This is a genomic window from Paenibacillus sp. ClWae2A (assembly GCF_032452295.1).
GTDB lineage: Bacteria > Bacillota > Bacilli > Paenibacillales > Paenibacillaceae > Paenibacillus.
The window spans coordinates 189,177-211,557 of sequence record NZ_JAULSQ010000005.1 but is presented as its reverse complement, the minus strand read 5'-3'; the positions used below and the strand labels follow the sequence as shown (position 1 = coordinate 211,557).

The 22,381-nt window shown below is 47.9% G+C and carries 15 protein-coding genes; 12 read left to right on the top strand and 3 right to left on the bottom strand.

Features of this window, described 5'->3' with window-relative positions; all coding sequences use genetic code 11:
- Positions 1–194 precede the first annotated feature (194 nt).
- The 4 genes from QVE09_RS17660 to dnaI all read left to right on the top strand — a co-directional run bounded on the left by QVE09_RS17660 (position 195) and on the right by dnaI (position 8,685).
- Complete coding sequence (locus QVE09_RS17660) at positions 195–1,514, top strand: glycoside hydrolase family 125 protein (RefSeq protein ID WP_315937833.1); 1,320 nt, start codon at positions 195–197, stop codon at positions 1,512–1,514.
- Positions 1,511–4,690 (top strand): beta-galactosidase, encoded by a 3,180-nt coding sequence (locus QVE09_RS17655; RefSeq protein WP_315937832.1) that lies wholly within the window; start codon positions 1,511–1,513, stop codon positions 4,688–4,690. Before QVE09_RS17660 ends, QVE09_RS17655 begins: the two co-directional genes overlap by 4 nt.
- Positions 4,687–7,470 (top strand): alpha-mannosidase, encoded by a 2,784-nt coding sequence (locus tag QVE09_RS17650; protein WP_315937831.1) that lies wholly within the window; start codon positions 4,687–4,689, stop codon positions 7,468–7,470. Before QVE09_RS17655 ends, QVE09_RS17650 begins: the two co-directional genes overlap by 4 nt.
- A gap of 264 nt (positions 7,471–7,734) precedes the next feature.
- Entirely contained in the window at positions 7,735–8,685 is a 951-nt protein-coding gene (dnaI, locus tag QVE09_RS17645; RefSeq protein WP_062837925.1) for a primosomal protein DnaI, read from the top strand.
- Positions 8,686–8,862: 177 nt separating this feature from the next.
- On the opposite strand, the gene QVE09_RS17640 is transcribed toward dnaI, so the two are convergent.
- On the bottom strand, positions 8,863–9,018 hold the full coding sequence (locus tag QVE09_RS17640; protein ID WP_017692450.1) for a hypothetical protein: 156 nt from the start codon (positions 9,016–9,018) through the stop codon (positions 8,863–8,865).
- 263 nt (positions 9,019–9,281) lie between these two features.
- Between QVE09_RS17640 and trxA the strand changes: the two genes are divergently transcribed.
- On the top strand, positions 9,282–9,599 hold the full coding sequence (gene trxA, locus QVE09_RS17635) for a thioredoxin (protein ID WP_017692451.1): 318 nt from the start codon (positions 9,282–9,284) through the stop codon (positions 9,597–9,599).
- 487 nt (positions 9,600–10,086) lie between these two features.
- Positions 10,087–12,174 carry an excinuclease ABC subunit UvrC gene (gene uvrC / locus QVE09_RS17630; RefSeq protein ID WP_315937830.1) on the top strand — a complete coding sequence of 696 codons (2,088 nt, stop codon included), beginning with the start codon at positions 10,087–10,089 and terminating at the stop codon, positions 12,172–12,174.
- Here the strand turns inward: uvrC and QVE09_RS17625 are convergent.
- Positions 12,143–13,840, bottom strand: a complete 1,698-nt coding sequence (locus QVE09_RS17625; RefSeq protein WP_315937829.1) for a CPBP family intramembrane glutamic endopeptidase — start codon at positions 13,838–13,840, stop codon at positions 12,143–12,145. The genes uvrC and QVE09_RS17625 overlap by 32 nt on opposite strands.
- A 444-nt stretch (positions 13,841–14,284) precedes the next feature.
- Here QVE09_RS17625 and QVE09_RS17620 point away from each other — a divergent pair, with 444 nt between their 5' ends.
- Complete coding sequence (locus tag QVE09_RS17620) at positions 14,285–15,604, top strand: TrkH family potassium uptake protein (RefSeq protein ID WP_397387058.1); 1,320 nt, start codon at positions 14,285–14,287, stop codon at positions 15,602–15,604.
- Between the two features lie 17 nt (positions 15,605–15,621).
- Positions 15,622–16,293: a potassium channel family protein gene (locus QVE09_RS17615; protein ID WP_074096339.1), complete on the top strand. Its 672-nt coding sequence runs from the start codon at positions 15,622–15,624 to the stop codon at positions 16,291–16,293.
- A gap of 59 nt (positions 16,294–16,352) precedes the next feature.
- Here QVE09_RS17615 and QVE09_RS17610 read toward each other — a convergent pair whose 3' ends face one another.
- Positions 16,353–17,276: a LysR family transcriptional regulator gene (locus QVE09_RS17610; RefSeq protein ID WP_315937827.1), complete on the bottom strand. Its 924-nt coding sequence runs from the start codon at positions 17,274–17,276 to the stop codon at positions 16,353–16,355.
- Positions 17,277–17,579: 303 nt separating this feature from the next.
- Between QVE09_RS17610 and QVE09_RS17605 the strand changes: the two genes are divergently transcribed.
- The 4 genes from QVE09_RS17605 (at position 17,580) to QVE09_RS17590 (ending at position 22,364) form a co-directional block, all read left to right on the top strand.
- The gene (locus tag QVE09_RS17605) at positions 17,580–18,248 is read left to right on the top strand and encodes a succinate dehydrogenase cytochrome b558 subunit (protein WP_315937826.1); all 669 of its coding nucleotides are present in this window, start codon (positions 17,580–17,582) and stop codon (positions 18,246–18,248) included.
- 44 nt (positions 18,249–18,292) lie between these two features.
- Positions 18,293–20,035, top strand: a complete 1,743-nt coding sequence (gene sdhA / locus QVE09_RS17600) for a succinate dehydrogenase flavoprotein subunit (protein ID WP_036673387.1) — start codon at positions 18,293–18,295, stop codon at positions 20,033–20,035.
- Positions 20,036–20,449: 414 nt separating this feature from the next.
- Positions 20,450–21,214 (top strand): succinate dehydrogenase iron-sulfur subunit, encoded by a 765-nt coding sequence (gene sdhB / locus QVE09_RS17595; RefSeq protein ID WP_036605794.1) that lies wholly within the window; start codon positions 20,450–20,452, stop codon positions 21,212–21,214.
- A gap of 175 nt (positions 21,215–21,389) precedes the next feature.
- The gene (locus QVE09_RS17590; RefSeq protein ID WP_315937825.1) at positions 21,390–22,364 is read left to right on the top strand and encodes a metallophosphoesterase; all 975 of its coding nucleotides are present in this window, start codon (positions 21,390–21,392) and stop codon (positions 22,362–22,364) included.
- Positions 22,365–22,381 lie beyond the last annotated feature (17 nt).

Here is a 22,381-nt window from a genome sequence, read left to right as displayed (position 1 = left end):
ACAGAAATAACCAGAAGAAGCGAAGCGTTCGCCTTTATCCCCAGATTTTACCCTTTAGAAAAGGGAAACAAAAAAATCTGGGGATAACAGCGATCGGAAGGTTATTCTGTCATCGTAGTGGTCTAGTGTGAATGTTCTCAGCTTGATCCTATATAGCTACACCATTCAATTTGTTTAAGGAGTTGCACTCATCCATGGAACAGTTCAGATTACCCAAAATACCCATGCCACCTGTTGCTTTGCCTCAATCCATTCAGGCCGTGCTCAAAGAAGCAGAACAGAAACTGGCTGACCGACCAAAACTGCTTCAATTATTCAAAAACTGCTTCCCCAACACTATCGAAACAACAACCAAGTTGATGGAGGATGGTACGACTTTTGTCATCACGGGAGATATTCCGGCTTCCTGGCTGCGTGATTCCGTGGAGCAGGTGGTACATTACATTCCGTTTGCAAAAGAAGACGAGGACCTGCGACGCATCATTGGCGGGCTGATCAAACGTCATATCCAGTATGTCCATATCGATCCGTATGCCAATGCCTTCAATGAGACGGCGAATGACTGGCACTGGAATACCACGGACGAGACCGAGATGTCGCCTTGGGTGTGGGAACGCAAATTTGAGATTGACTCATTATGTTTTGTTGTACGTTTGGCTTATTTATATTGGAAGGAAACCGAACTGACTGACATTTTCGATTCAAGCTTCAAAGCAGCGATGCGTAAAATCGTGGACCTGTTCAAAGTCGAGCAACATCACATGGAACAATCTCCATATCGCTTCACTCGCAATAACGGTATCCCAACAGATTCCCTGCGCAATCACGGAAAAGGCATGCCAGTCAACTACACGGGTATGATCTGGTCCGGTTTCCGTTCCAGTGATGATGCGTGTGATTTCCACTACAATATCCCTGGCAACATGTTCGCGGTTGTAGCTCTGCGCCAAATGCAGGAGTTTGCCGAGTGGGTGTTCCGGGATATGGAGCTTTTGCAGGAATTGAAGGATCTGGAGCAGGACGTAGATCACGGCATTCAGTTGTACGGTATTTATCGTCATCCCGAATTTGGACCGATCTATGCATACGAGACGGACGGTTATGGTAACCACTGTCTTATGGACGATGCGGGTACACCGGGACTTATGTCCATTCCATATCTGGGTTACGTCACAGCAGATGATCCGATCTACCAGAATACGCGCCGCTTCGCTCTGAGCAAAGAGAACCCGTTCTATTATGAGGGCAAGGTTGCCAAAGGGATCGGAAGTCCGCACACCCCACCAGATTACATCTGGCATATGGGATTGTCCATGCAAGGGCTGACTGCCCAGTCTGCCGAAGAAAAACTGGAGATTATCCGCATGCTTGAAGCGACAGATGCAGATACAGGTTATATGCATGAAGGCTTCCACGCCGATGATCCAACGATTTTTACACGAAAATGGTTTGCATGGTCCAACAGCCTGTTCTCCCAGTTGGTCTATAAATCCATGAAGGATGGCCTGTTATGAGTATCCAACCTAATGATAAAAAGCTGATTATCTTCGCTGACCCTGCGTTTCCAGTGGATGGTGCTTTTCCAACTGAGCAGGTTCTGAATGCATGGGAAGCGGTCGAAGAGATCACTGTTGTAAACGCCGAAGAACTTGCAGAGGCTTTGAAGACTACAGCAGGTGAAGGATGTCTGGTGAATCTGCATGCACCCTATTTCCCCAAGTCCGCCTGGACGGAGATTGCAGCTTATCTGCATCAGGGAGGGAGCCTGATCAGTGTGGGGGGTGCGCCTTTCAAACGTCCGGTTCGATATGAGAATGGGGTATGGGTTGTAGAGTCAGAGCAGACCGCGTATCATCAGGAACTCTATATTCATGAGGCACTGAACGTATCTTCTGCCAATGTGAAATCGTACACTTCTTCGGAACAGATCCCGCTTCTCACTGGGAAAGAGGGGCTGTTCGAGAAGGCAGATACATGGAATCTGGTTCCACATACAACCAAAACAAGTGATCTGTCCCACCAGATGGGTTCATCAGGACCGATGAGTACGCAGATTTACCCATTACTTTGTGGCATGAGTAAGGATGGACGCAGTGTTGCCGCTCCGGTCGTTCTGTGGGAAAACTCCCGCGGGACTTTCGTTGGTTCACGCTGGATGTTTGTAAATCTGCCACTGACCACCTCATTCTGGACGCAGGATGGTGCTGACGAGATTGTGAAGTGGGCGCAATTCTGTGCGCAAGGTGTAACCGAGCTATCCCTGAAAACGAATTACGCTTCGTATGAGCCAGATGAACGGGCTGTACTCACACTTCAAGGCCAGATTTTACAGAGAGCAGGCAACAGGCGTACAGCGTCTGAGCTGTGGACGTTCGATCTGAGCGTTGAGCGAGAGAACCGTACTAGTGGCACGACGGAGAAGGTATGGAACCATCGACTGGAGATGGAACTTTCCGGTGAGCAGCGTTTCGAACGCATACTTCTCCCGATTTCCATTGAAAGTGGGCCGTATCGGATTGTATGCCAAGCGCAGGCACCTGATGGAGAAGTTCAGACCTTACGTCAAGGCTTCTGGGGACAAGATGCTGCATTGCTGGCAGAAGGGGAAGTGATTACCCGCAGCAGAGACTATTTTGTAAAAGACGGACGTCCTCTCCCAGTTGTGGGCATGACTTACATGACCTCCGATGTGGCACGGAAATTTTTATTTCTGCCCAATGCGGATGTTTGGGACAGGGACATGGCTCAGATGGCAAAAGCCGGCATCAACTGGATTCGGACGGGAATCTGGACCGCCTATCGCAACATGATGCAGGTGGACGGACATATGGCAGAGGATGTGCTCCGTGCCATTGATGCCTTTATTTTAACGGCGAAGCGTCACGGCTTGCAGGTCACGTTCACTTTCTTCTCCTTTACACCGGAGACATGGGAAGGCACGAATCCGTATTTGGACCCGCAGAGTGTCGAAGCACAGAAACGTTTCATCCGCAGCATCGTCAGTCGTCACACGCATACAACCCATGTGGACTGGGATCTGATTAACGAGCCATCCATGTTTGATCCGGTGCGTATCTTCTCGGCTGGCCCACGCTCCGCGAGGGATTCGTATGAACAGCAGGCTTATATCGCTTGGCTTGAGCAGCGGCATGAGACGATTGAAGCGTTGCAGGAGGCATGGAACATGTCACCGAAGCAGCTTCCCAATTTTGTAGCCGCGGTTATTCCGGAGGCGGAAGAGATTAATTTTGATGTACAGGACATGCACAAGGCCAAAAAAGGAACACGCTGGCTCGATTACTGTCTCTTCTCTATGGAGATGCACAATGTTTGGGCAAGAGAGCTTGTAGGTACGATCAAGGATCTGGTACCGAATCATCTGGTCACTGTGGGACAGGACGAAGCCCTTGGTGCACAGCGTCCTTCGCCATTCTTCTATGAACGTGAAGTGGATTATACAACCGTGCATTCCTGGTGGTTAAACGATGATCTGATTTGGGACGGTATTTTCGCCAAAACGCCAAACAAACCGAATCTCATTCAGGAGACGGGCATCATGTATGTGGAAACCCCGGATGGACGAGCCAAACGTACGGAAGAAGAGCTTCGTGGCATTCTCGAACGCAAATATGCCTATGCTTTCTCGACAGGCGGCGCAGGAGCGGTGCAATGGATCTGGAACACCAACTTTTATATGGATAATGCCAATGAGTCTCATATCGGAGCTCTTCGTGCAGATGGTACGGAGAAGCCAGAGGCGGATGTGTCTTATGATTTTGGCCGATTCATGCATGGCATTCGTGATCTCTTTGAAGACCGTGAGCTGGAAGATATTGCAGTGGTGTTCCCGTATTCCAATGACTTCTCCAACCGTGCCCTGGCCTATGATGCCACAACGAAGCTTACTCGCGTGATGTCCTATGATCTGAAACTACCGTTCCGTGCGTTATCCGAATATCATCTGGAAGCGTTGGAGCAGCAGCCACCGAAACTGATTATCGTGCCGAGTCCGCACAATATGGACAGCGATGCACTGCATCAATTGCTCACGTTCGCGGAGAAGGAAGGTACAAGTCTGCTCATCACTGGACCACTGGGGCTGGATGCATATTGGAAGGCAACTGACCGGGCAGATCATATCGTAGGCAAACGCAGTCTGGGTAACGTGCAGCGGGAAGAATTGCTGAATGTTAATGGCGTGAATCACCGGGTGACCTATGGACGGCGTCGTATCGCCGAGGTGGCGAAGGAGACGTTGCTTCATGGGGATAAAGGTACAGCAGATGAAGTAACCGTTTTGCCTTTGGGTAAAGGGAAATTAATCTGGACCCCACTGCCAGTGGAGTTAAACGGACGGGATGAACCACTTGCTGAATTGTATCGTTATGCGACTGAAATTTCGGGTATCGAACAGGAGTTGGAATGGATATCTGGCGGGGATATCGCTGGGATCTACGGCCGGAAGTTGAGTTTTCCAAAAGGGAATCTGTATGTATTTGTATCGGAGTTTGCCTTGAACCATGAAGTTCACGTGAGAGATCAACGTACGGGTGTATCGTACTCGTTCCAATTGGAGAGTAATCGTTCCGTCCTATTTGCCACAGATGCTTTCGGAAAGCTGACTGCGGTGTATCGCCCTGATGAGGTTGAGATTGTACAACAAGAGGAAAGAGGTGGGATAACACGATGACCAAGAAAAAGAGAGCACATATTATTTCGCATACCCACTGGGATCGGGAATGGTATTTGCCGTATGAGAAGCATCATATGCGTCTTATTCAGCTCGTCGATTCACTGTTGGATCAGCTTGATGAGGGATCAGACTATAAAAGCTTTTATTTGGATGGACAAACGATTATCATCGATGACTATCTTCAGGTTCGCCCGGAGCAGAAGGAACGACTGGAGAAACATATCCGTAATGGCCGGATTGTGATTGGACCATGGTATATTTTGCAGGATGCGTTTCTGACGAGCGGAGAAGCCAATGTGCGCAACATGCAGGTTGGACATAAGGACGCCAAACGTTACGGCACACCTTCGAAAATTGGATACTTTCCCGATACGTTCGGATTGGTCGGACAGACCCCGCAGCTGATGCAACAATCGGGCATTGATAATGTGTTCTTTGGACGTGGTGTGAAGCCTACGGGATTTAATAATACGGTATCCGATGCCGGATATGAATCAAGCTTCTCGGAGCTGATGTGGGAAGGACCAGACGGATCGAAAGTACTCGGCGTATTGTTTGCCAACTGGTACTCCAACGGAAATGAAGTTCCAGTAGACGAGGGATCTGCCCGCAAGTTCTGGGAAACCAAGCTTGCAGATGCCGAGAAATATGCATCGACCAATGAGCTGCTCTACATGAACGGATGTGATCACCAGCCGATTCAACGAGACCTGCCAGAAGCGATTCGCATGGCTGAACAATTATATCCCGATATCGAGTTCATTCACTCGAACTTTCCGGATTATCTGGAAGCTTTGAGAGCATCGGCTGAACATGAGTTGTCCACGGTCAAAGGCGAACTGCGCAGTCAGCGCACCGATGGCTGGGGAACCCTGGTGAACACGGCCTCGGCTCGTGTGTATCTGAAACAGATGAACCAACTGGGCCAGACTATGCTGGAAAAAGTGGCTGAACCCCTGGCATCTTACGCCTATCTGCTTGGACATGCCTATCCACATGATCAACTGACATACGCCTGGAAAACGCTGATGCAGAATCACCCGCATGACAGCATCTGTGGATGCAGTGTGGATGAGGTGCACCGCGAGATGGTGACACGGTTTGATAAGAGCCGTCATGTAGCAGAGGCTTTAATTGAAGAGAGCACCAGCCAGATTGCTACAGCTGTCGATACCTCCATCTTTGAGCGTTACGGCGAAAATGCTCGGCCTGTCGTGGTGTTTAATACAACGGGATGGGAACGCAGCGGTGTGGTTCAGATGGAACTGGACGCGGCTCGGTTGTATTTCCGGGATGGATATACATTGGAAGAGATGGCGGCACAGATGAAAGCCGTTGAACTGTCAGACCGCATACTGGTATATGAAGATGGTAACCACATTCCATGTACGGTGGAGGATCTGGGTCTGCAATTTGGCTATGATCTGCCGGATGACCGTTTCCGCCAGCCGTATAGTTGTCGGCGCGTTCGTATTCGTTTTGAAGCAGAGCATGTAGCAGCATTGGGCTTGAAGACTTATGCGTTGGTGAACTCAGTGGATCATGCCAAGAGTGGCTCTCAACCGAAAACAAATACGTTGTTGCGTGGTGAACGTGGTATGGAAAATCAACATATCACTGTCACGATTGCAGGCAATGGTTCATTCACACTCACAGATAAACGAACAGGCCGGACTTACAAAGATCTTGGCGTGTACGAAAATGTGGGCGATATAGGCAATGAATACATGTTCAAGCAGCCAGAGAACGAAGTGGCGCGAACAACACACGAGCTTCAGGCCGAGATTCGGGTCCTTGAGGATACATCATACTTGGCCTCGTTCGAAGTGATTCATCATTGGGAAATACCGGAGTCAGCGGATGAGATGCTGGATCAGGAACAACGGGAGCTGATTTATTATCCATACCGTAAAGCCCAGCGTTCAGCGAAAATGATCCCACTCCAGATCCGTACAGTGATATCACTCAGTCGTAGTGGAAAAGGAGTACAAATGGAGACAACCTTCAACAATCAGGGGAAGGATCATCGGGTACGTGCCCTTTTCCCTACGGATCTTGTATCTGCTGTTCATCATGTGGATTCCATGTTCGAAATTGCAACGCGTGATAACAAGCCTGCACCGGAGTGGCAAAATCCAAGCAATACACAGCATCAACAGAATTTTGTGGATGTGAGTGAAAAGGACGCCGGATTGGTCGTTGCCAATCTGGGCCTGAATGAATATGAAGTCCTTCAGGATGGACGCAACACTATCGCCGTAACGCTGCTTCGTGCTGTGGGCGAACTTGGAGATTGGGGCTTGTTCCCGACACCTGAAGCGCAATGCCTTGGTGAACATACATTTCAGATCGAGATCATTCCGCATGATGGAAATGGTGCAGCGTCAGGTGCATATATTGAGGCGTATCAGTTCCAGGTTCCTTGGACGCTGGCACAGACTGAAGTACACCCGGGTTATCTGACACCTAACAACACACCGTTTGCATGGCAAGGGGACGGTTTGGCTTTTTCTTCACTCAAGGTGAATGAAAATTCCGGTGATGTGATGCTCCGCTGGTTCAATATGACCACCGACTCTGCCACGTTGAATCTTGCAACATCACAAGCGAATTCACAGCCATTCGAAACGGCATACAAAAGCAACATCCTGGAGGAAGAGGGCGAGATGCTTCATGCCCACAGCATAGAAGAGGCGTCGACATTATCATTTGCCAACAAGGAATGGAACATACAGACAGGTTCATGCGAGATCGTTACTGTCGGCTTGCGTCGCTAATAGAGGTTGTTCAAAAAGTCGAAAAATAGACTTTTGAACACTCATTAAAGGGTACAGGACTGCAAGTGTACTCTGAACTAGGCATTACGTATGGTGGTCGAAGGGTTACGCTATTTACCAGATGTATCTGTTGAGTTATTGGTTGTTTTTCTATAGAATGAACAGTAGAATTGCGAATGATCGAAAGTTCCTATGCCATCAAGAAGGCCATGGGTACACTTCAATTGTTCATTCTATATTGAAACATTAAGGGGGCTTGAAGCCATGGAATCCTTGGGAGGACTGCTTCAGCAGCTGAACCCTGCCTTTCGTGAGCAATCGCGGCGGATTGCGGCGGAATTGATGGAAAATCCGTACGTACGCGAATTCCGCGCAGGTCATCCTGAACTGCAAGATGCACAGCTCATGACCGATCTGAGCAAGCTGTTTCAGTACGCCAAAGACTCTAAGAACTGTGCGAATTGTCCGGGACTCGACAACTGTCCTAACGATTTTCAGGGCCACTTTTGCAAACTGGAAGTAGAACATTTTAACGGTAAACCCGAAATCATAGATATAAAAGCGCCTTGTTCCAAACATATCGCTCGGCAAAATGAACATATCATTAAGCAACGCATTCGCAGTTTCTATGTGGACGAGCGTGCGCTCAGTGCCGGATACAACGACGTGGAGATTATGGGCAAGGATCGGATGCGTGCTCCGGCAGTGAATCAGGTGCTTCGTTATATTAGGGAGACCAAGGAGAATGGATTATCTCCGCAAGGACTGTTTCTGGAAGGAACATTCGGGACGGGTAAGACGTTCCTGATGTGTTATCTGCTGCATGAACTGGCGGTTGCAGGCCACACGGGTGTCATTATTTATATGCCTGACTTTGTGGAGGATCTGAAATCCATGATCAGTGAAGGGCAGAAGCTGAAGGAAATGACGGATATTTTAAAAAGTTGTGATCTGCTCATCTTTGATGATATTGGGGCAGAGAATCTGAACCCTTGGGTTCGGGATCATGTGATGGGGTCTATTTTGAACTATCGGATGAATCGTAAACCAACGTTCTATACGTCCAATTACAATCTGGATGGGCTTGAAAAACATCTTAGTTTCACCAATCGGGACGGCGAGGAATCGAATAAAGGCCAGCGTCTCATGGACCGGATTCGTCCATTCGTGGATGTCATCTCCGTTCGGGGTGAGAATCAGCGCGGTAAACGTTAAAGCGATCTAATTGAACGAAACGGTTCTGGACAAGGTTAATCTTCAAATTATCGGTGGAGCTTTTGATTTAGAAGCTCAGCTGATTGCAATCAAAAGCTACAGTAGTCCCAAAAAAAGCCTGGATTTCGCATTGTCGCGAAAACCGGGCTTTTCTGGTCCTGCGTGAGCCTGAGCAACCTATTCGGTGAGGAATTTGAAGATAACCATACCGAAAAAGATCACTGTCATCAGGCCGGCCATGCCGGCAACACCCGCGATCAGATCAAATAGATCGTTGCGGGGTTCCTCGTTCACATGTTCACGCGGGTCGCTGATCCGCACATTTGCATCCATGTTATTGCCTCCTTATGGGGAAACAGCTTGCCCGTATTGGGGGCTGAAACCCGGAGTAATTTTAGTATACTTGGAAAAGAAAGCGTTTGTAAAGATTTTGCAGTTAGTATGCCACATCCTGTAATTGTGAAGATTTGATGTTGGGAAGATGAACATTGCAGCGTTCAATTCACAAGTTTGACGTACCTGTGTTATACTGGAAGTGTCGTTCACGACGTTACAGGTTAAAATAAACCGTAAGTATATATAAGGAGGACAATTTCATGGCTATTGTTAACGTATCCGATCAATCCTTCAACGCTGAAGTAGAAGGCGAAGGAACGGTTCTTGTTGATTTCTGGGCGCCTTGGTGTGGTCCTTGTAAAATGCTCGCTCCAATCCTGGAAGAGCTGTCCACAGAAGTTGGCGATGCAGTGAAAATTGCTAAAGTTAACGTGGATGAAAATCCGGAATCTGCTTCCCGCTTCGGCGTAATGAGCATTCCAACTTTGATCTTCTTCAAAGACGGTCAACCAGTAGATAAAGTGGTTGGTCTGAACTCGAAAGATGCGCTCAAAGGAATTATCGCAAAACACCAATAATTTACAGGCTTACACATACGCCTCCGGTTTACATGCCGGGGGCGTTTTGCGTCGAATACCTTTATATAGGACAATATAAAGTATATATTTTTTATAAAATGAAACTGGAAATTTACATGTTAACGGAGAGGACAGAAATGAGCTGTAGAAGCATAGCCGTTGCAATTTTTATCCGAGTTTCACCTTTAATATGTATTGGACTAAATACTCACACAATAGCGGAGAGAACAGAAAAAACCTGAAAAAGCGAAGCGTTCGCCTTTATCACCGGATTTTCCCCTTGTAAAAGAGAATCAAAAAATCTGGGGATAACAGCGATTGGAAGGTTGTTCTGTTATCGTAGTGTCAGTGTGAATTATCTTTAGTTTAACTGATATAAAGGTATTAAAATTCTTGTATTACGGCGATCAAAAGATCATTTTGTCATCGGAGTATCTCATGTAAGGTGAGGATTTCAGCTTTTTCGGGAAGGAGGATTCACCGAATTATGGATCAATTCATGAATGATTTACAGGATCAGGAGAAGGCATTGGAGCAGATTCGCCACAAGCTTGCTCTGTTGCCAGATATGTCTGGATGTTACCTGATGAAGAACAGTGAAGGCACGATTATCTATGTAGGTAAGGCTAAAGTTCTGAAGAACCGCGTACGCTCTTATTTTATCGGCAGTCATAACGGAAAGACCCAGCGTCTGGTGTCCGAAATCCGTGATTTCGAATATATTGTGACGGGCAGTAACATGGAAGCACTTATTCTGGAGTGTAACCTGATCAAAAAACATATGCCCCGGTATAACGTGTTGCTCAAGGATGACAAAACATTTCCGTATCTTAAAATTACAAATGAAAAGCACCCCCGGTTGGAAGTAACCCGGCGTGTGCTGAAAGATAAAGCCAAATACTTCGGACCTTATCCGAACTCGTATGCGGCACACCAAACGAAAAAATTGCTCGATCGCATGTATCCACTGCGCAAATGCGGTGTAATGCCCAAAGAAGTGTGCCTGTACTATCACATGGGACAGTGTCTTGCGCCTTGTGTGAAGGAAGTGGAAAAGGAGCAGTACGATCAGATTTCCCAAGAGATTGGTTCATTTCTGAGCGGTGGTCACGAAGAGATTAAGAAGGATCTGCAGCGTAAGATGCAAGAGGCTGCGGAGGATCTTTATTTTGAACGTGCCAAGGAACTGCGCGACCAGGTAATCGCCATTGATGCGATGATGGAAAAACAGAAAATTACGATGGCCGATGCCAGAGACCGCGATGTATTTGGTTTCGCCATTGATAAAGGCTGGATGTGTGTCCAGATTCTATATATGCGTCAGGGTAAAATGATTGAACGTCACGTATCAACCTTCCCGTTTTATGGTGAGGCGTACAGTGATTTCATGTCCTATGTAACACAGTATTACAGCGATAATCCGGCATTGCCACAAGAAATTTTGTTACCGGAAATGCCCAAGGATCTTGCAACGGATAACGACAGTTTGAATACGGGTTCTGATGCTGATGGATCGGTACCTGCCGCAGTTACTGTAGAGTTCGATCAGACGGGACAAGTGGAGCAAAGTACCACTACCCAGCCACTGGTTGCTGAGACCCGTGCAGCTTACGGAAGTTCCGCTGAGGCAGAAGGTGAACAGCTTGACAGTATGCAAGAGGATGCTCCCACAATGGATACAACTGCTTCAACTGAAATGCTCCCAGCAGGTCTGGAAGACCCAACTCAGGTTGCTGCTGCTTTACAGGAGTGGTTGGAGATCAAAGTGCTTATCCCGCAACGTGGATTGAAACGTCAGATGATCACCATGGCCGTGGATAACGCACGTGTGGCATTGGAAGAGAAGTTCCGCCTGATTGAGCGAAATGAAGAACGGACATCCAAAGCTGCCGAAGGACTGGGACGTTTTATTGGATTGGATCAGCTTCACCGTATTGAAGCTTTTGATAACTCGAACATTCAGGGTACGAACCCGGTATCTGCCATGATCGTATTTACCGATGGTAAACCGGATAAGAAGGAATATCGGAAATACAAGGTCCGTTCGGTTGAAGGACCGGATGATTATGAAACGATGAGAGAAGTCATCCGTCGCCGTTACGAGCGGGTATTAAAAGAAAACCTGACCCAGCCTGACCTGATCGTGGTCGATGGTGGTAAAGGACAGATCTCGGCTGCGGTTGATATTTTGGAAAATGAGCTGGGGCTGTTTATTCCGGTATGTGGTCTGGTGAAGGATGCGAAGCATAAGACTTCACAGTTGATGATCGGTAATCCACCGGAGGTCATCTCCCTGCCTCGGGATAGTCAGGAATTCTACCTGTTGCAGCGGATACAGGAAGAGGTCCACCGTTTTGCGATCTCGTTCCACCGGGAACAGCGTGGAAAATCAATGGTGACATCACGTTTGGATGCCATTCCGGGTATTGGAGAGAAGCGGCGTAAGCTGCTGTTGAAGCATTTTGGCTCTTTGCGCAAAATAAAAGAGGCCAGCGTCGAAGACTTCCGGCCTCTATCTATTGGTGACAAGTTGGCAAATCAGATTATTGCAGCACTTCGTGATGAGGAGTCGTAACATACGGCTTCTCTTTTTGTTTTGGATTGAATTTGTAGACCACATATCCAACGATGGCCGGCAGTACAATCCAGAAGAGTCCGGCAGCCATATTCAGGGCATCGCCCATAAATACCAAGCTGAGTCCCATCAGCAAGCTGTCGAAGATCACATGTGCGAATACAACGGCAATGAAGCCGTGACGCAGCATGATCAGACTGAACAGCAATCCAATCACCATCAGCTCAATGGGACGGGTGATTACTGGATAGATCGGATACAATGTGTGTCCAAGTGCCCAAATGATGGTTGGAATCAGACAGGCAATAAACGTGTTACGTACAATCTTTTGCATCATACGAATGCCGAACAGTCGATAAACAGTTTCTTCACCAATACCGGCCATCCAGGCCATGATCGGGAAGAGCCAGGCATAGGTCATATTAAATGTAGATTGATCTGCTGACGTCGTTGACCATGTGCCGATGCTTCGCTCCAGAATGAAGAACAGGATGGATTGCACACCCAGTAGAATGAATGCCCACAGGTAACCAGCATACATGCTGTGAAGTACATATTTTCCATATCCAGGTTCTTTGGCACGAGGCCATGGGTTCAGACCTATTTTGCGCCACATGCCGTCACCGGCAACAAGGGACAGATAGATGGTTGCACTCATGACCAGTGTAATTCCCGCCTGCATTAACATCAGGAATGCTAACATGAAATTGGAGAGCCCTTGTGCCTGAAAGAGTGGAATCATGTTCAGCGTACCAATTATCGAAGCTGCGAAATACACCAGCGAGAGAATGATCCCGCGTTTGAAAGACGTATGTGCTCGGGTCAGAATGCTATAGATGATTGCCAGCACGCCCAGAACAAAGGTCAGGAATGCATAGCCGCCATAAGTCATCCAATTGGCTTGACGCGTTTGACTTTTCACATAGTCGGTATGGGATTCCGGGACCGAGAAGCCAGGATCGAACGATCGTACCGCACCATCTTCAAACGTAAAATTCAGTTCAAGCTTGGAGTTTCCGATGGCTTTTGCAGAATCTGTATACTTCAGTCCCGCTTCACCATCGCGAGTATCCAGTTGAAGTGTAGGCACTTCATAACCGAATTCGGTCAGAACGCCAGCCGCGAGCTGTTGTTTCTCGTCCAGAGATATATTGCCTTCAGCAAGTACTTGCGATGTGGTCACTCGTCCACTAACCTGCTCCGCCTCAATGGCGGTATAGAGAGAAGAAGGCAGTTCCCGTTTAAAGCCGACTACTTTTCCTGTTTTCATATGTACGTCAACATTAAGATAACCGCCCTTGTCCTGATCAGGCAAACGAACGCGGAATACATCGTAAGGATATCTTGTTTCCCATTTCTGGTTATAGGTATCAAGTTGTTTGGTTTTAGCCATATACCCGTAGATATCGGAATGTGTCTGGTAGGTTACCAGGGTTTTTTCATCATCATTTGGCAGTGTATAGTCATTCACAGAAGCTGCGAATGATCGTGCGGATTGCGTCGCCTGCCCCTTGGTTATGAAAGACGTGGACGAAATTTCTGTCGTTTGCGATGAGGTAGCAGGAAAGATCTGAAATACAAAAAATAGAATCAGGCCAATCGCCGCAAGCAACCCCAGCCGCTTGAAGTTAGCCTTGAGTTGCAAAGGCTGCCCTAAGGGATTCATGTAATGGTGTTCCTCCTTAATCTAATATGGATATTAAAGTTAACATAGCACAGGCCAAGCACCGAATGCCAATGATGTAACGAAAACAGGTGTAAATCCTTGAAAATGAATGAAAAGGACCGAAAGAATCTGATCCATCCGTCGCCATATCTGAGTTCTTCCCTTTTTGGCTGAATTCGATGCTATTTACACAAAAAACGTTTTGTCTACAAACGTCGCAGCGCTTATAATTTTGAAACAAATGTGCAATGATTCGCATGTCTTTCGCCCAACAAGGGAACGAATAGAATATATTCCAACTTCATTATATATGTCGTTTTAATCTGAATCATACATGTTTAACGTTTAGTAACAGCATTTCAAATGAAAAGGCTCCACGGGTGTGGAGTTATTTTCATATTAGAAGAGGTGGAAGATACTCAAGTGAAACTGAATGTTCAATGGATGCGATTATCGCCACCCCGTATTCTTGTGTTAGGGTTTGCTGGCATCATATTGGTAGGCACACTGTTGTTAATGCTTCCGGCATCCAACCGTAACGGTGACAGTCTTGCATTTATTGATGCGCTCTTTACAGCAACTTCGGCCGTTTGTGTCACCGGTTTGGTTGTGGTGGATACAGGGACTCATTTCTCGGTGCTGGGTCAGGTTGTGATTGCGATTCTGATTCAGATTGGTGGACTGGGCTTCATGACGATGTCCACATTGGTTGCCATTGCGTTCAAACGGCGGATTTCGCTTAGAGAACGGTTGATTCTACAGGAAGCGATGAATCAGAGCACGATGGAGGGCATCGTCCGGCTGATTCGGAAAGTTGTGATCTACTCACTCATTATCGAAGGCATATGTGGCACACTGTTTGCCATCCGCTGGTCGTTCGACATGCCAGTCGGACAGGCGATCTATTATGGCTATTGGCATGCGATCTCCATGTTCAACAATGCGGGCTTTGATATGTTTGGGGATTTCCGCAGTCTGACCGGTTATGTGTATGACCCGTTGGTTAATTTTACAGCAATGTTCCTGATTGTCTCTGGCGGTATCGGTTTTGTGGTGCTGTCAGACCTGGTGGATTACCGTAAAACGCGAAAGCTGTCTCTGCACTCCAAAGTTGTTCTGTTGATGACTGGATTGTTGATTGTGTTTGGTGCACTTGTCATTTTCGTATTTGAATTCAGCAATCCCCGGACACTGGGTGGCCTGAACTGGGGTGGCAAAATTCTCGGTTCATTCTTCCAGTCCGTTACGCCGCGAACAGCAGGAGCCAATACGGTAGATATTGCAGGGCTCAGACAGGCAACACAGTTCTTTATGATCATTTTGATGTTCATTGGTGCTTCACCGGGCTCTACCGGAGGCGGGATCAAAACAACGACATTTATGATTATGGCTGGAGCGGTCATCGCGATGATGCGTGGACGTGAAGATATCGTATTTTTCCGCTACAGGCTCGTACAGGAACGGATATTCAAGGCGCTTACTATTACGTTGCTGGCGCTCTTGTTGATCATAGCTGTAACGATGGCATTGAGTACCACAGAAGACGCCAGTTTTATGATGATCTTATTTGAAACGACTTCGGCCTTTGGTACCGTTGGATTATCGCTCGGACTGACGCTGAAGCTGACTACATTGGGCAAACTCCTAATCTGTTTTACGATGTTTGCAGGAAGGCTTGGACCGATCACATTAGCGTATGCACTTGGGCAGAAAAAGGGTAAAGAGTTATACAGGTATCCGGAAGGCAAAATGATTATTGGATAAGGGGTTCGTGAAGAACAATGAAAACACAGCAGTTTGCGGTGATTGGGCTTGGGCGGTTTGGCTCCAGTCTGGCACAGGAATTAATGGAACTCGGCTACGAGGTGCTCGGGATTGATAAAAATGAAGAAGTCGTCGAAGACATGAGTGAATTGGTCACCCATGCCGTTGTAGCCGATGCCACAGATGAGGAAGTGCTGCGCTCCCTGGGTATTCGTAATTTTGACTGCTGTATCGTTGCCATCGGGGATGATATCCAGACGAGCATTCTCACTGCGATTCTGTTAAAAGAGCTGGGCGTCAAGACGGTCGTGGCTAAGGCCATATCCGTCCTTCACGGACGAGCATTGGATAAACTGGGGATCGATCGTGTCGTTTATCCTGAGCGGGATATGGGCATTCGGGTTGCCCACCAGCTGGTTACCCCGAACTTGCTGGATTACATTGAATTATCCAATGATTACAGTATTGTCGAGATGAAGGTTCCCGCCTGTCTGCACAACAAAACACTTTCAACCCTGAATGCACGCGTACGCTTTGGTTGCAGCATTGTAGCGTTACAGAAAGAAGCTGGTGTCATTATTGCTCCAACAGCACTGGACTCCCTTCAAATGGGGGATATCATGGTCATTATTGGTAATAATGCAGATATCGACCGATTTGAAGAAGAGGTTATCAGCCAAGAGAGCTGATAATTAAGATGAGTTAAAATGCAAGCCAGGCGTTAGAGCCTGGCTGATTCAGATCAAATCTAAGGCGTCGTAGTCCTCCGTGAGGGCAATGGCGCCTTTGCTGTAAAGAGTGCAGCCGTCTCCTTGACCCATTGTCTGGAGGTCTCGCTGAGGTCCTCTTTTTCCCCATAGATCATGCAGGTTGTTCTTCGGGTCTGCTGTAATTGAGGCAAATGAACAGAAACAAGATCATTGTCCGCGAGCAATTGTGGACGAAGATAGGACTTGGGCAATAGAGCAGCAGCTTTGGCGGAAGGCAGCAGTCGGATGATCGCTTCAAAGGAATCAATCTCCATGCGAATATCCGGCATCACGGCACAGCGCTGGAAGAGGTCGTCCGTTAATTTGCGGTACCAGGTGCCTTTGGAGAACGTAATCATCGGCAGATCCTGCAAATGCTCCATCCCGGCTTCCTTACCGGACAAGGGGTGTGTGAGCGGCACAACCAGCTCCAGGTGATCGTCAAAGAGCGGCACACAGTTAAGCCCCACTTCGCTGATGGAGGAGGCGACAATACCCACATCGGCTTTTTTGTCACGCACAAACGAGACAATCTCATGTGTTTTTCCCGTCAACAGTTTCAGTTCGGCATTTGGATGTTTCTCCATAAAGGCATTGACGAGAGGTGGCAACGTGGTTTGAAGCGTCGTGAGACTGGCTCCGAGTGTAATGGTGCTCTGTTCTTCGTCTTTATATTGGGCGAGCATGGTGAGGAACCTCTGCTGCTGCTGCTTCTGTTCTACCGCGAAGGTATAGGCGAACTGGCCTACGCTGGTTAACTCCAGCCGTTTGCCACGGCGGTGGAACAGGGAAACGCCGAGTTCATCCTCCAATTTGGCAATTTTACGTGAGAGTGCGGGTTGGGACAAGTTCAGTAACTTGGATGCACGGTTCAGGCTGGATTGCTCCACGACCGCTGCAAATGCATTTAACTCCTCGAACATGAACAACGACCTCTTTTCCATGAGTGATGAGTGTGATTCTTGCCCTTGCTTAATCGTTTTCCATGTTATATGTCCTGTAAACCCAATGTTTCACTGCTTATACCTATAGGTTATAACATTTAATAATTATATTGCAATTCCCTTATAAGAAAAAATGGAGTAACATGAACCGTGACACAAGTTGTTCACACCTGGGGAAAACGGAACAATTTGTCGAACCTTTTCATGGAAAAGGATTCGTGTCATGTATAAGTAAAATTATTTATGAAAACGTTGTATTTAGCGAAAGGGGATCGACATTTTATGAAAGGGTTTTACTCCAGAAAGCTGCACTCCTTGCTTGGAGTCATTCCGCTCAGTTTGTTTTTTGTTGAGCATTTGGTGACGAACTTCTCGGCAGTTGAAGGCGGCAAAGAAGCTTTTGACGGTGCTGTTGCATTCTTGAACAGTCTGCCACTGGTTATTGTTTTGGAAACGCTCCTTATCTGGTTGCCGTTGTTCTATCACGGTGTATACGGTCTGTATATTGCATATCAGGCCAAGCCTAACGTGGGCCGTTATGGCAATGAGCGCAACTGGCGTTACACGTTGCAGCGGGTCAGTGGTGTCATTACGTTTGTATTCGTAATCTGGCATGTATGGGAGACGCGGGTGCAGGTTGCGCTGGGTACAGTCACCCACGAACAACTGGGCGGTGTTATTCACGATATCGTGATGAATCCGGTAACATTTATTCTATATCTGATCAGTGTAGTTGCGGCATCCTATCACTTTGCGAACGGTCTGTGGTCGTTTCTTGTTAGCTGGGGGATTACCGTGGGTCCGCGTGCGCAACGTGTGTCCTCTTATGTATGCATGAGCTTGTTCGGTATTATCTCCATTATGTTTATTGCTTCCTTGTTCGCTTTCCGGAGCATGGATTTCCAAGCAGTAACTTCAATGGTTGACGTAGTAAAAACAGTTCTAATCTAAGCATTTATGGAGTTAAATGCTGACTTATAAGGGAGTGAACATCAATGGCATCAACGAATGTAATTATTGTGGGCGGCGGTCTCGCGGGCTTGATGGCGGCGATCAAATCGGCTGAAGCCGGAGTCCATGTTCATTTATTTTCACTGGTTCCTGTTAAACGATCCCACTCTGTATGCGCACAAGGCGGCATTAACGGAGCGGTGAATACCAAGGGTGAGGGTGACTCCCCATGGGTACACTTTGACGATACGGTATACGGCGGTGACTTCCTTGCGAACCAACCTCCGGTTAAAGCGATGTGCGAAGCAGCACCTGGCATCATTCACCTGATGGACCGTATGGGCGTCATGTTCAACCGGACACCGGAAGGTTTGCTTGATTTCCGTCGTTTCGGGGGAACGAAGCATCACCGTACGGCGTTTGCCGGAGCGACAACAGGACAACAACTGCTCTATGCATTAGACGAGCAGGTACGTCGCTGGGAGGCAGCTGGCCTGGTTACGAAATATGAGAACTGGGAGTTCCTGCAGGCGGTTTTGGATGATGAAGGCGTATGTCGCGGGATCGTGGCTCAGGATCTGAAAACGATGAAGGTACAGACCTTCCCGGCAGAAGCGGTTATTCTGGCGAGCGGTGGTCCGGGGATCATCTTCGGTAAAACGACCAACTCGGTCATTAACACAGGTACAGCAGCAAGTGCGGTGTATCAGCAAGGTGTAAATTACGCAAACGGGGAGTTCATTCAGATTCACCCGACAGCCATTCCAGGGGATGACAAGCTGCGTCTCATGTCTGAATCCGCGCGTGGTGAAGGTGGACGGATCTGGACGTACAAAGACGGCAAGCCTTGGTACTTCCTTGAAGAAAAATATCCTTCCTACGGTAACCTGGTTCCACGTGATATCGCGACTCGTGAAATTTTCAGCGTCTGCGTAGATATGGGTCTGGGTGTGAACGGCGAGAACATGGTTTATCTCGACCTGTCTCATAAAGATCCGAAGGAACTGGACGTTAAACTGGGCGGAATCATTGAGATCTATGAGAAGTTCATGGGCGATGATCCGCGTAAAATCCCAATGAAAATCTTCCCGGCAGTCCATTATTCCATGGGCGGCATGTGGGTAGATTACAACCAAATGACTAACATTCCGGGGCTGTTCGCAGCTGGTGAATGTGAATATCAATACCATGGTGCGAACCGTCTGGGTGCAAACTCATTGGTATCTGCGATCTATGGTGGTATGGTGGCTGGACCAAAAGCGGCTGAATATATCAAAGGACTTAAAAAATCGTCCGCTGATATCCCTTCTTCCGTATTTGAGAAACACACCAAACAACAAAGCGACAAATACGAAGGCATCTTGAAAATGCAGGGCACGGAAAATGCCTATGTCATTCATAAAGAGCTTGGCGAGTGGATGACAGCCAACATGACGGTTGTGCGCTACAATGACAAGCTTGAAGCCACGATTGGCAAGATCAAGGAATTGAAAGAGCGTTATGGCAAAATCAACATGTATGACAGCTCCGGTTGGAATAACCCAAGCGCAGCGTTCACCCGCCAACTGTGGAACATGATTGAATTGGCAGAAGCAATGACTCTCGGCGCTCTGCTCCGTAACGAAAGCCGCGGCGCACATTACAAACCGGAATTCACGGAACGTAATGACGAAGAGTTCCTGAAAACGACTATCGCGAGCTGGTCGAAAGAAGGCCCGAAAATCTCGTACGAGCCAGTAGACGTATCCTTGATCCCACCACGTATCCGAGATTACTCCAAAGATTAAGTATCACGGATTATTTATAAGGTTAAACGTTAAACACCTGAACGGAGAGGCAGGAGAACTTTGGAGAAGCAAAGCTTCTTCAAAGTTACTGCCATCAAAGTGATGGAAATGCCCAGAAGAAGCAAAGCGCCTAGCAATGCTTCAGAACTGTAATACTGCCATCCACAATGAATTGGAGAGCAGTTTCCAGCAAAGTGACCCTGTGTGCACGACGTAGCGGAGGAAGCGGAAATGCCTAGAAGAAGCGAAGCGCTCGCCTTCATCACCGGATTTTAACCATGGGAAGGGTTGATCAAAAAAATCCGGGGATAACAGCGATCAGAGGGGCATTCCGCTGACGAAGCGTCTCCCGTGCACCAAAACATTTTGCGCATCAGCAATACAATCATCGTCACCAGAGGAGGGGACAACGATATGGCGGAACAAGCTACAGCCAACAAAACCGTCAAGTTTATCATCACCCGTCAGGATAGCCCGGAATCATCTTCGTACAACGAAGAATTTGAGCTTCCGTACCGTCCCAACATGAATGTGATCAGCGCCCTGATGGAGATTCAGCGGAACCCGGTCAATACAGATGGCAAATCCATTGCTCCCGTGTGCTGGGATTCTAACTGTCTCGAAGAAGTCTGCGGTGCCTGCTCTATGGTCATCAACGGTAAGCCACGTCAAGCATGTGCAGCCCTGATCGACAAGCTCGAACAGCCCGTTCGTATCGAACCGATGAAGACATTCCCGGTAGTTCGTGACCTGGTCATCGACCGTAGCCGGATGTTTAGCGCCCTGAAACGCGTAAAAGCATGGATTCCGATCGATGGTACTTATGACCTCGGTCCAGGTCCACGGATGCCTGAGAAGAAGCGTCAGTGGGCATACGAGCTTTCCAAATGCATGACATGTGGTGTATGTCTGGAGGCATGCCCGAACGTCAATGAGAAAACAGACTTTATCGGTCCAGCAGCACTGTCTCAAGTGCGCCTGTTCAACGCTCACCCAACAGGGGAGATGAACGCCGACGATCGCCTGGAAGCGTTGATGGAAGACGGAGGCATTGAGGGCTGTGGTAACTCACAGAACTGCGTGCAATCCTGTCCAAAAGGCATTCCACTGACAACCTCCATTGCCGAAATGAACAAACAAACGACCAAGCATATGTTCAAACGCTGGTTGGGTGTGTAATCTCGTCATAACATATGCAGAAGTGTAATCTGCAATTTAGAAGAAGTCGTGATCCCGTGCAGCAACATGCCGGAGATCCCGGCTTCTTTTTGTAATGAAGCAGAGGAACCGGGCTACCCTTGCAGAATATGATATACTAAGGGGATGGATTAAGAGCGTAGAAGGAGGGGGAGATATGGCAGAGACACCGCGTCAGGGCAGCAACAACTCGCCGTCCCAGCGCTCGCACAAGGCACCAGGTGCAGAAGAGTCTGTGTTTCCTGGAGAAGAAAAGGATCATGATCCCTCTCGCCGAAGTTTCTTATTGCGCATGGTTTTGATGACAGCGGGTGCCAGTTTGCTTACAGGAGGTTATGCCTGGCTATGGGAACCGCGTCGTCTGGAAATCAAGCAAGTGGAGCTGAAACTTCCGAAGTTTCCAAAGGCATTTGATGGTTTGCGTGTCGTTCAGTTCAGCGATGCCCATCTTGGTTTTCATACCGGGGTGAAAGAGCTGAAGAAGCTGGCAGCAACGATTGAGGAGCAGCAACCGGACTTGATTTGTTTTACCGGAGACATCGTCGAGAGGGAAGCAGAGCCGATGCGTGAATGTATTCCGTTACTCGCCTCCATGCAAGCGAAGTATGGCAAATTTGCTGTTTTGGGGAATCATGATTATCGGGGCGGACAGCAGAATGAAGTGACAACCATGTTCCGTGAAGCTGGATTCACTTTGTTACGTAACGAACATGTGGTGTTTGAACAAGGGGGCGAACGTCTGGCCATAGCTGGTCTGGATGACGCACTTACAGGCAGGCCTGATCCTGACCAAGCCATCAAGGGATTGGATCATGATGTGTGGAAATTGTTACTTATGCATGAACCGGATTATGCCGATATTGCCACTCCCTATGGTTTTGGATTACAACTTTCCGGTCATAGCCATGGTGGACAGGTACGTTTTCCCTGGATCGGGGCACTGACAACTCCGCGAGGTTCACAAAAGTATGTTCAAGGGTTGTATTACACGGATGTCCAGGGGGTATATTACAGCACCCAGACACAGATGCCCGTGTACGTGAATCGTGGTTTTGGCATGACTCAACTGCCCATTCGTTTTCTGTGCAGACCAGAATTAACGGTGTTTGAGCTTAAAGGATCAACCACATAAAAGAATATAAGATGAAT

Coding starts and splice junctions, on each gene's coding strand:
- QVE09_RS17660 (WP_315937833.1), top strand. CDS start 195: ATGGAACAGTTCAGATTACCCAAAATACCCATGCCACCTGTTGCTTTG.
- QVE09_RS17655 (WP_315937832.1), top strand. CDS start 1,511: ATGAGTATCCAACCTAATGATAAAAAGCTGATTATCTTCGCTGACCCT.
- QVE09_RS17650 (WP_315937831.1), top strand. CDS start 4,687: ATGACCAAGAAAAAGAGAGCACATATTATTTCGCATACCCACTGGGAT.
- dnaI (WP_062837925.1), top strand. CDS start 7,735: ATGGAATCCTTGGGAGGACTGCTTCAGCAGCTGAACCCTGCCTTTCGT.
- QVE09_RS17640 (WP_017692450.1), bottom strand. CDS start 9,018: ATGGATGCAAATGTGCGGATCAGCGACCCGCGTGAACATGTGAACGAG.
- trxA (WP_017692451.1), top strand. CDS start 9,282: ATGGCTATTGTTAACGTATCCGATCAATCCTTCAACGCTGAAGTAGAA.
- uvrC (WP_315937830.1), top strand. CDS start 10,087: ATGGATCAATTCATGAATGATTTACAGGATCAGGAGAAGGCATTGGAG.
- QVE09_RS17625 (WP_315937829.1), bottom strand. CDS start 13,840: ATGAATCCCTTAGGGCAGCCTTTGCAACTCAAGGCTAACTTCAAGCGG.
- QVE09_RS17620 (WP_397387058.1), top strand. CDS start 14,285: ATGCGATTATCGCCACCCCGTATTCTTGTGTTAGGGTTTGCTGGCATC.
- QVE09_RS17615 (WP_074096339.1), top strand. CDS start 15,622: ATGAAAACACAGCAGTTTGCGGTGATTGGGCTTGGGCGGTTTGGCTCC.
- QVE09_RS17610 (WP_315937827.1), bottom strand. CDS start 17,276: ATGTTCGAGGAGTTAAATGCATTTGCAGCGGTCGTGGAGCAATCCAGC.
- QVE09_RS17605 (WP_315937826.1), top strand. CDS start 17,580: ATGAAAGGGTTTTACTCCAGAAAGCTGCACTCCTTGCTTGGAGTCATT.
- sdhA (WP_036673387.1), top strand. CDS start 18,293: ATGGCATCAACGAATGTAATTATTGTGGGCGGCGGTCTCGCGGGCTTG.
- sdhB (WP_036605794.1), top strand. CDS start 20,450: ATGGCGGAACAAGCTACAGCCAACAAAACCGTCAAGTTTATCATCACC.
- QVE09_RS17590 (WP_315937825.1), top strand. CDS start 21,390: ATGGCAGAGACACCGCGTCAGGGCAGCAACAACTCGCCGTCCCAGCGC.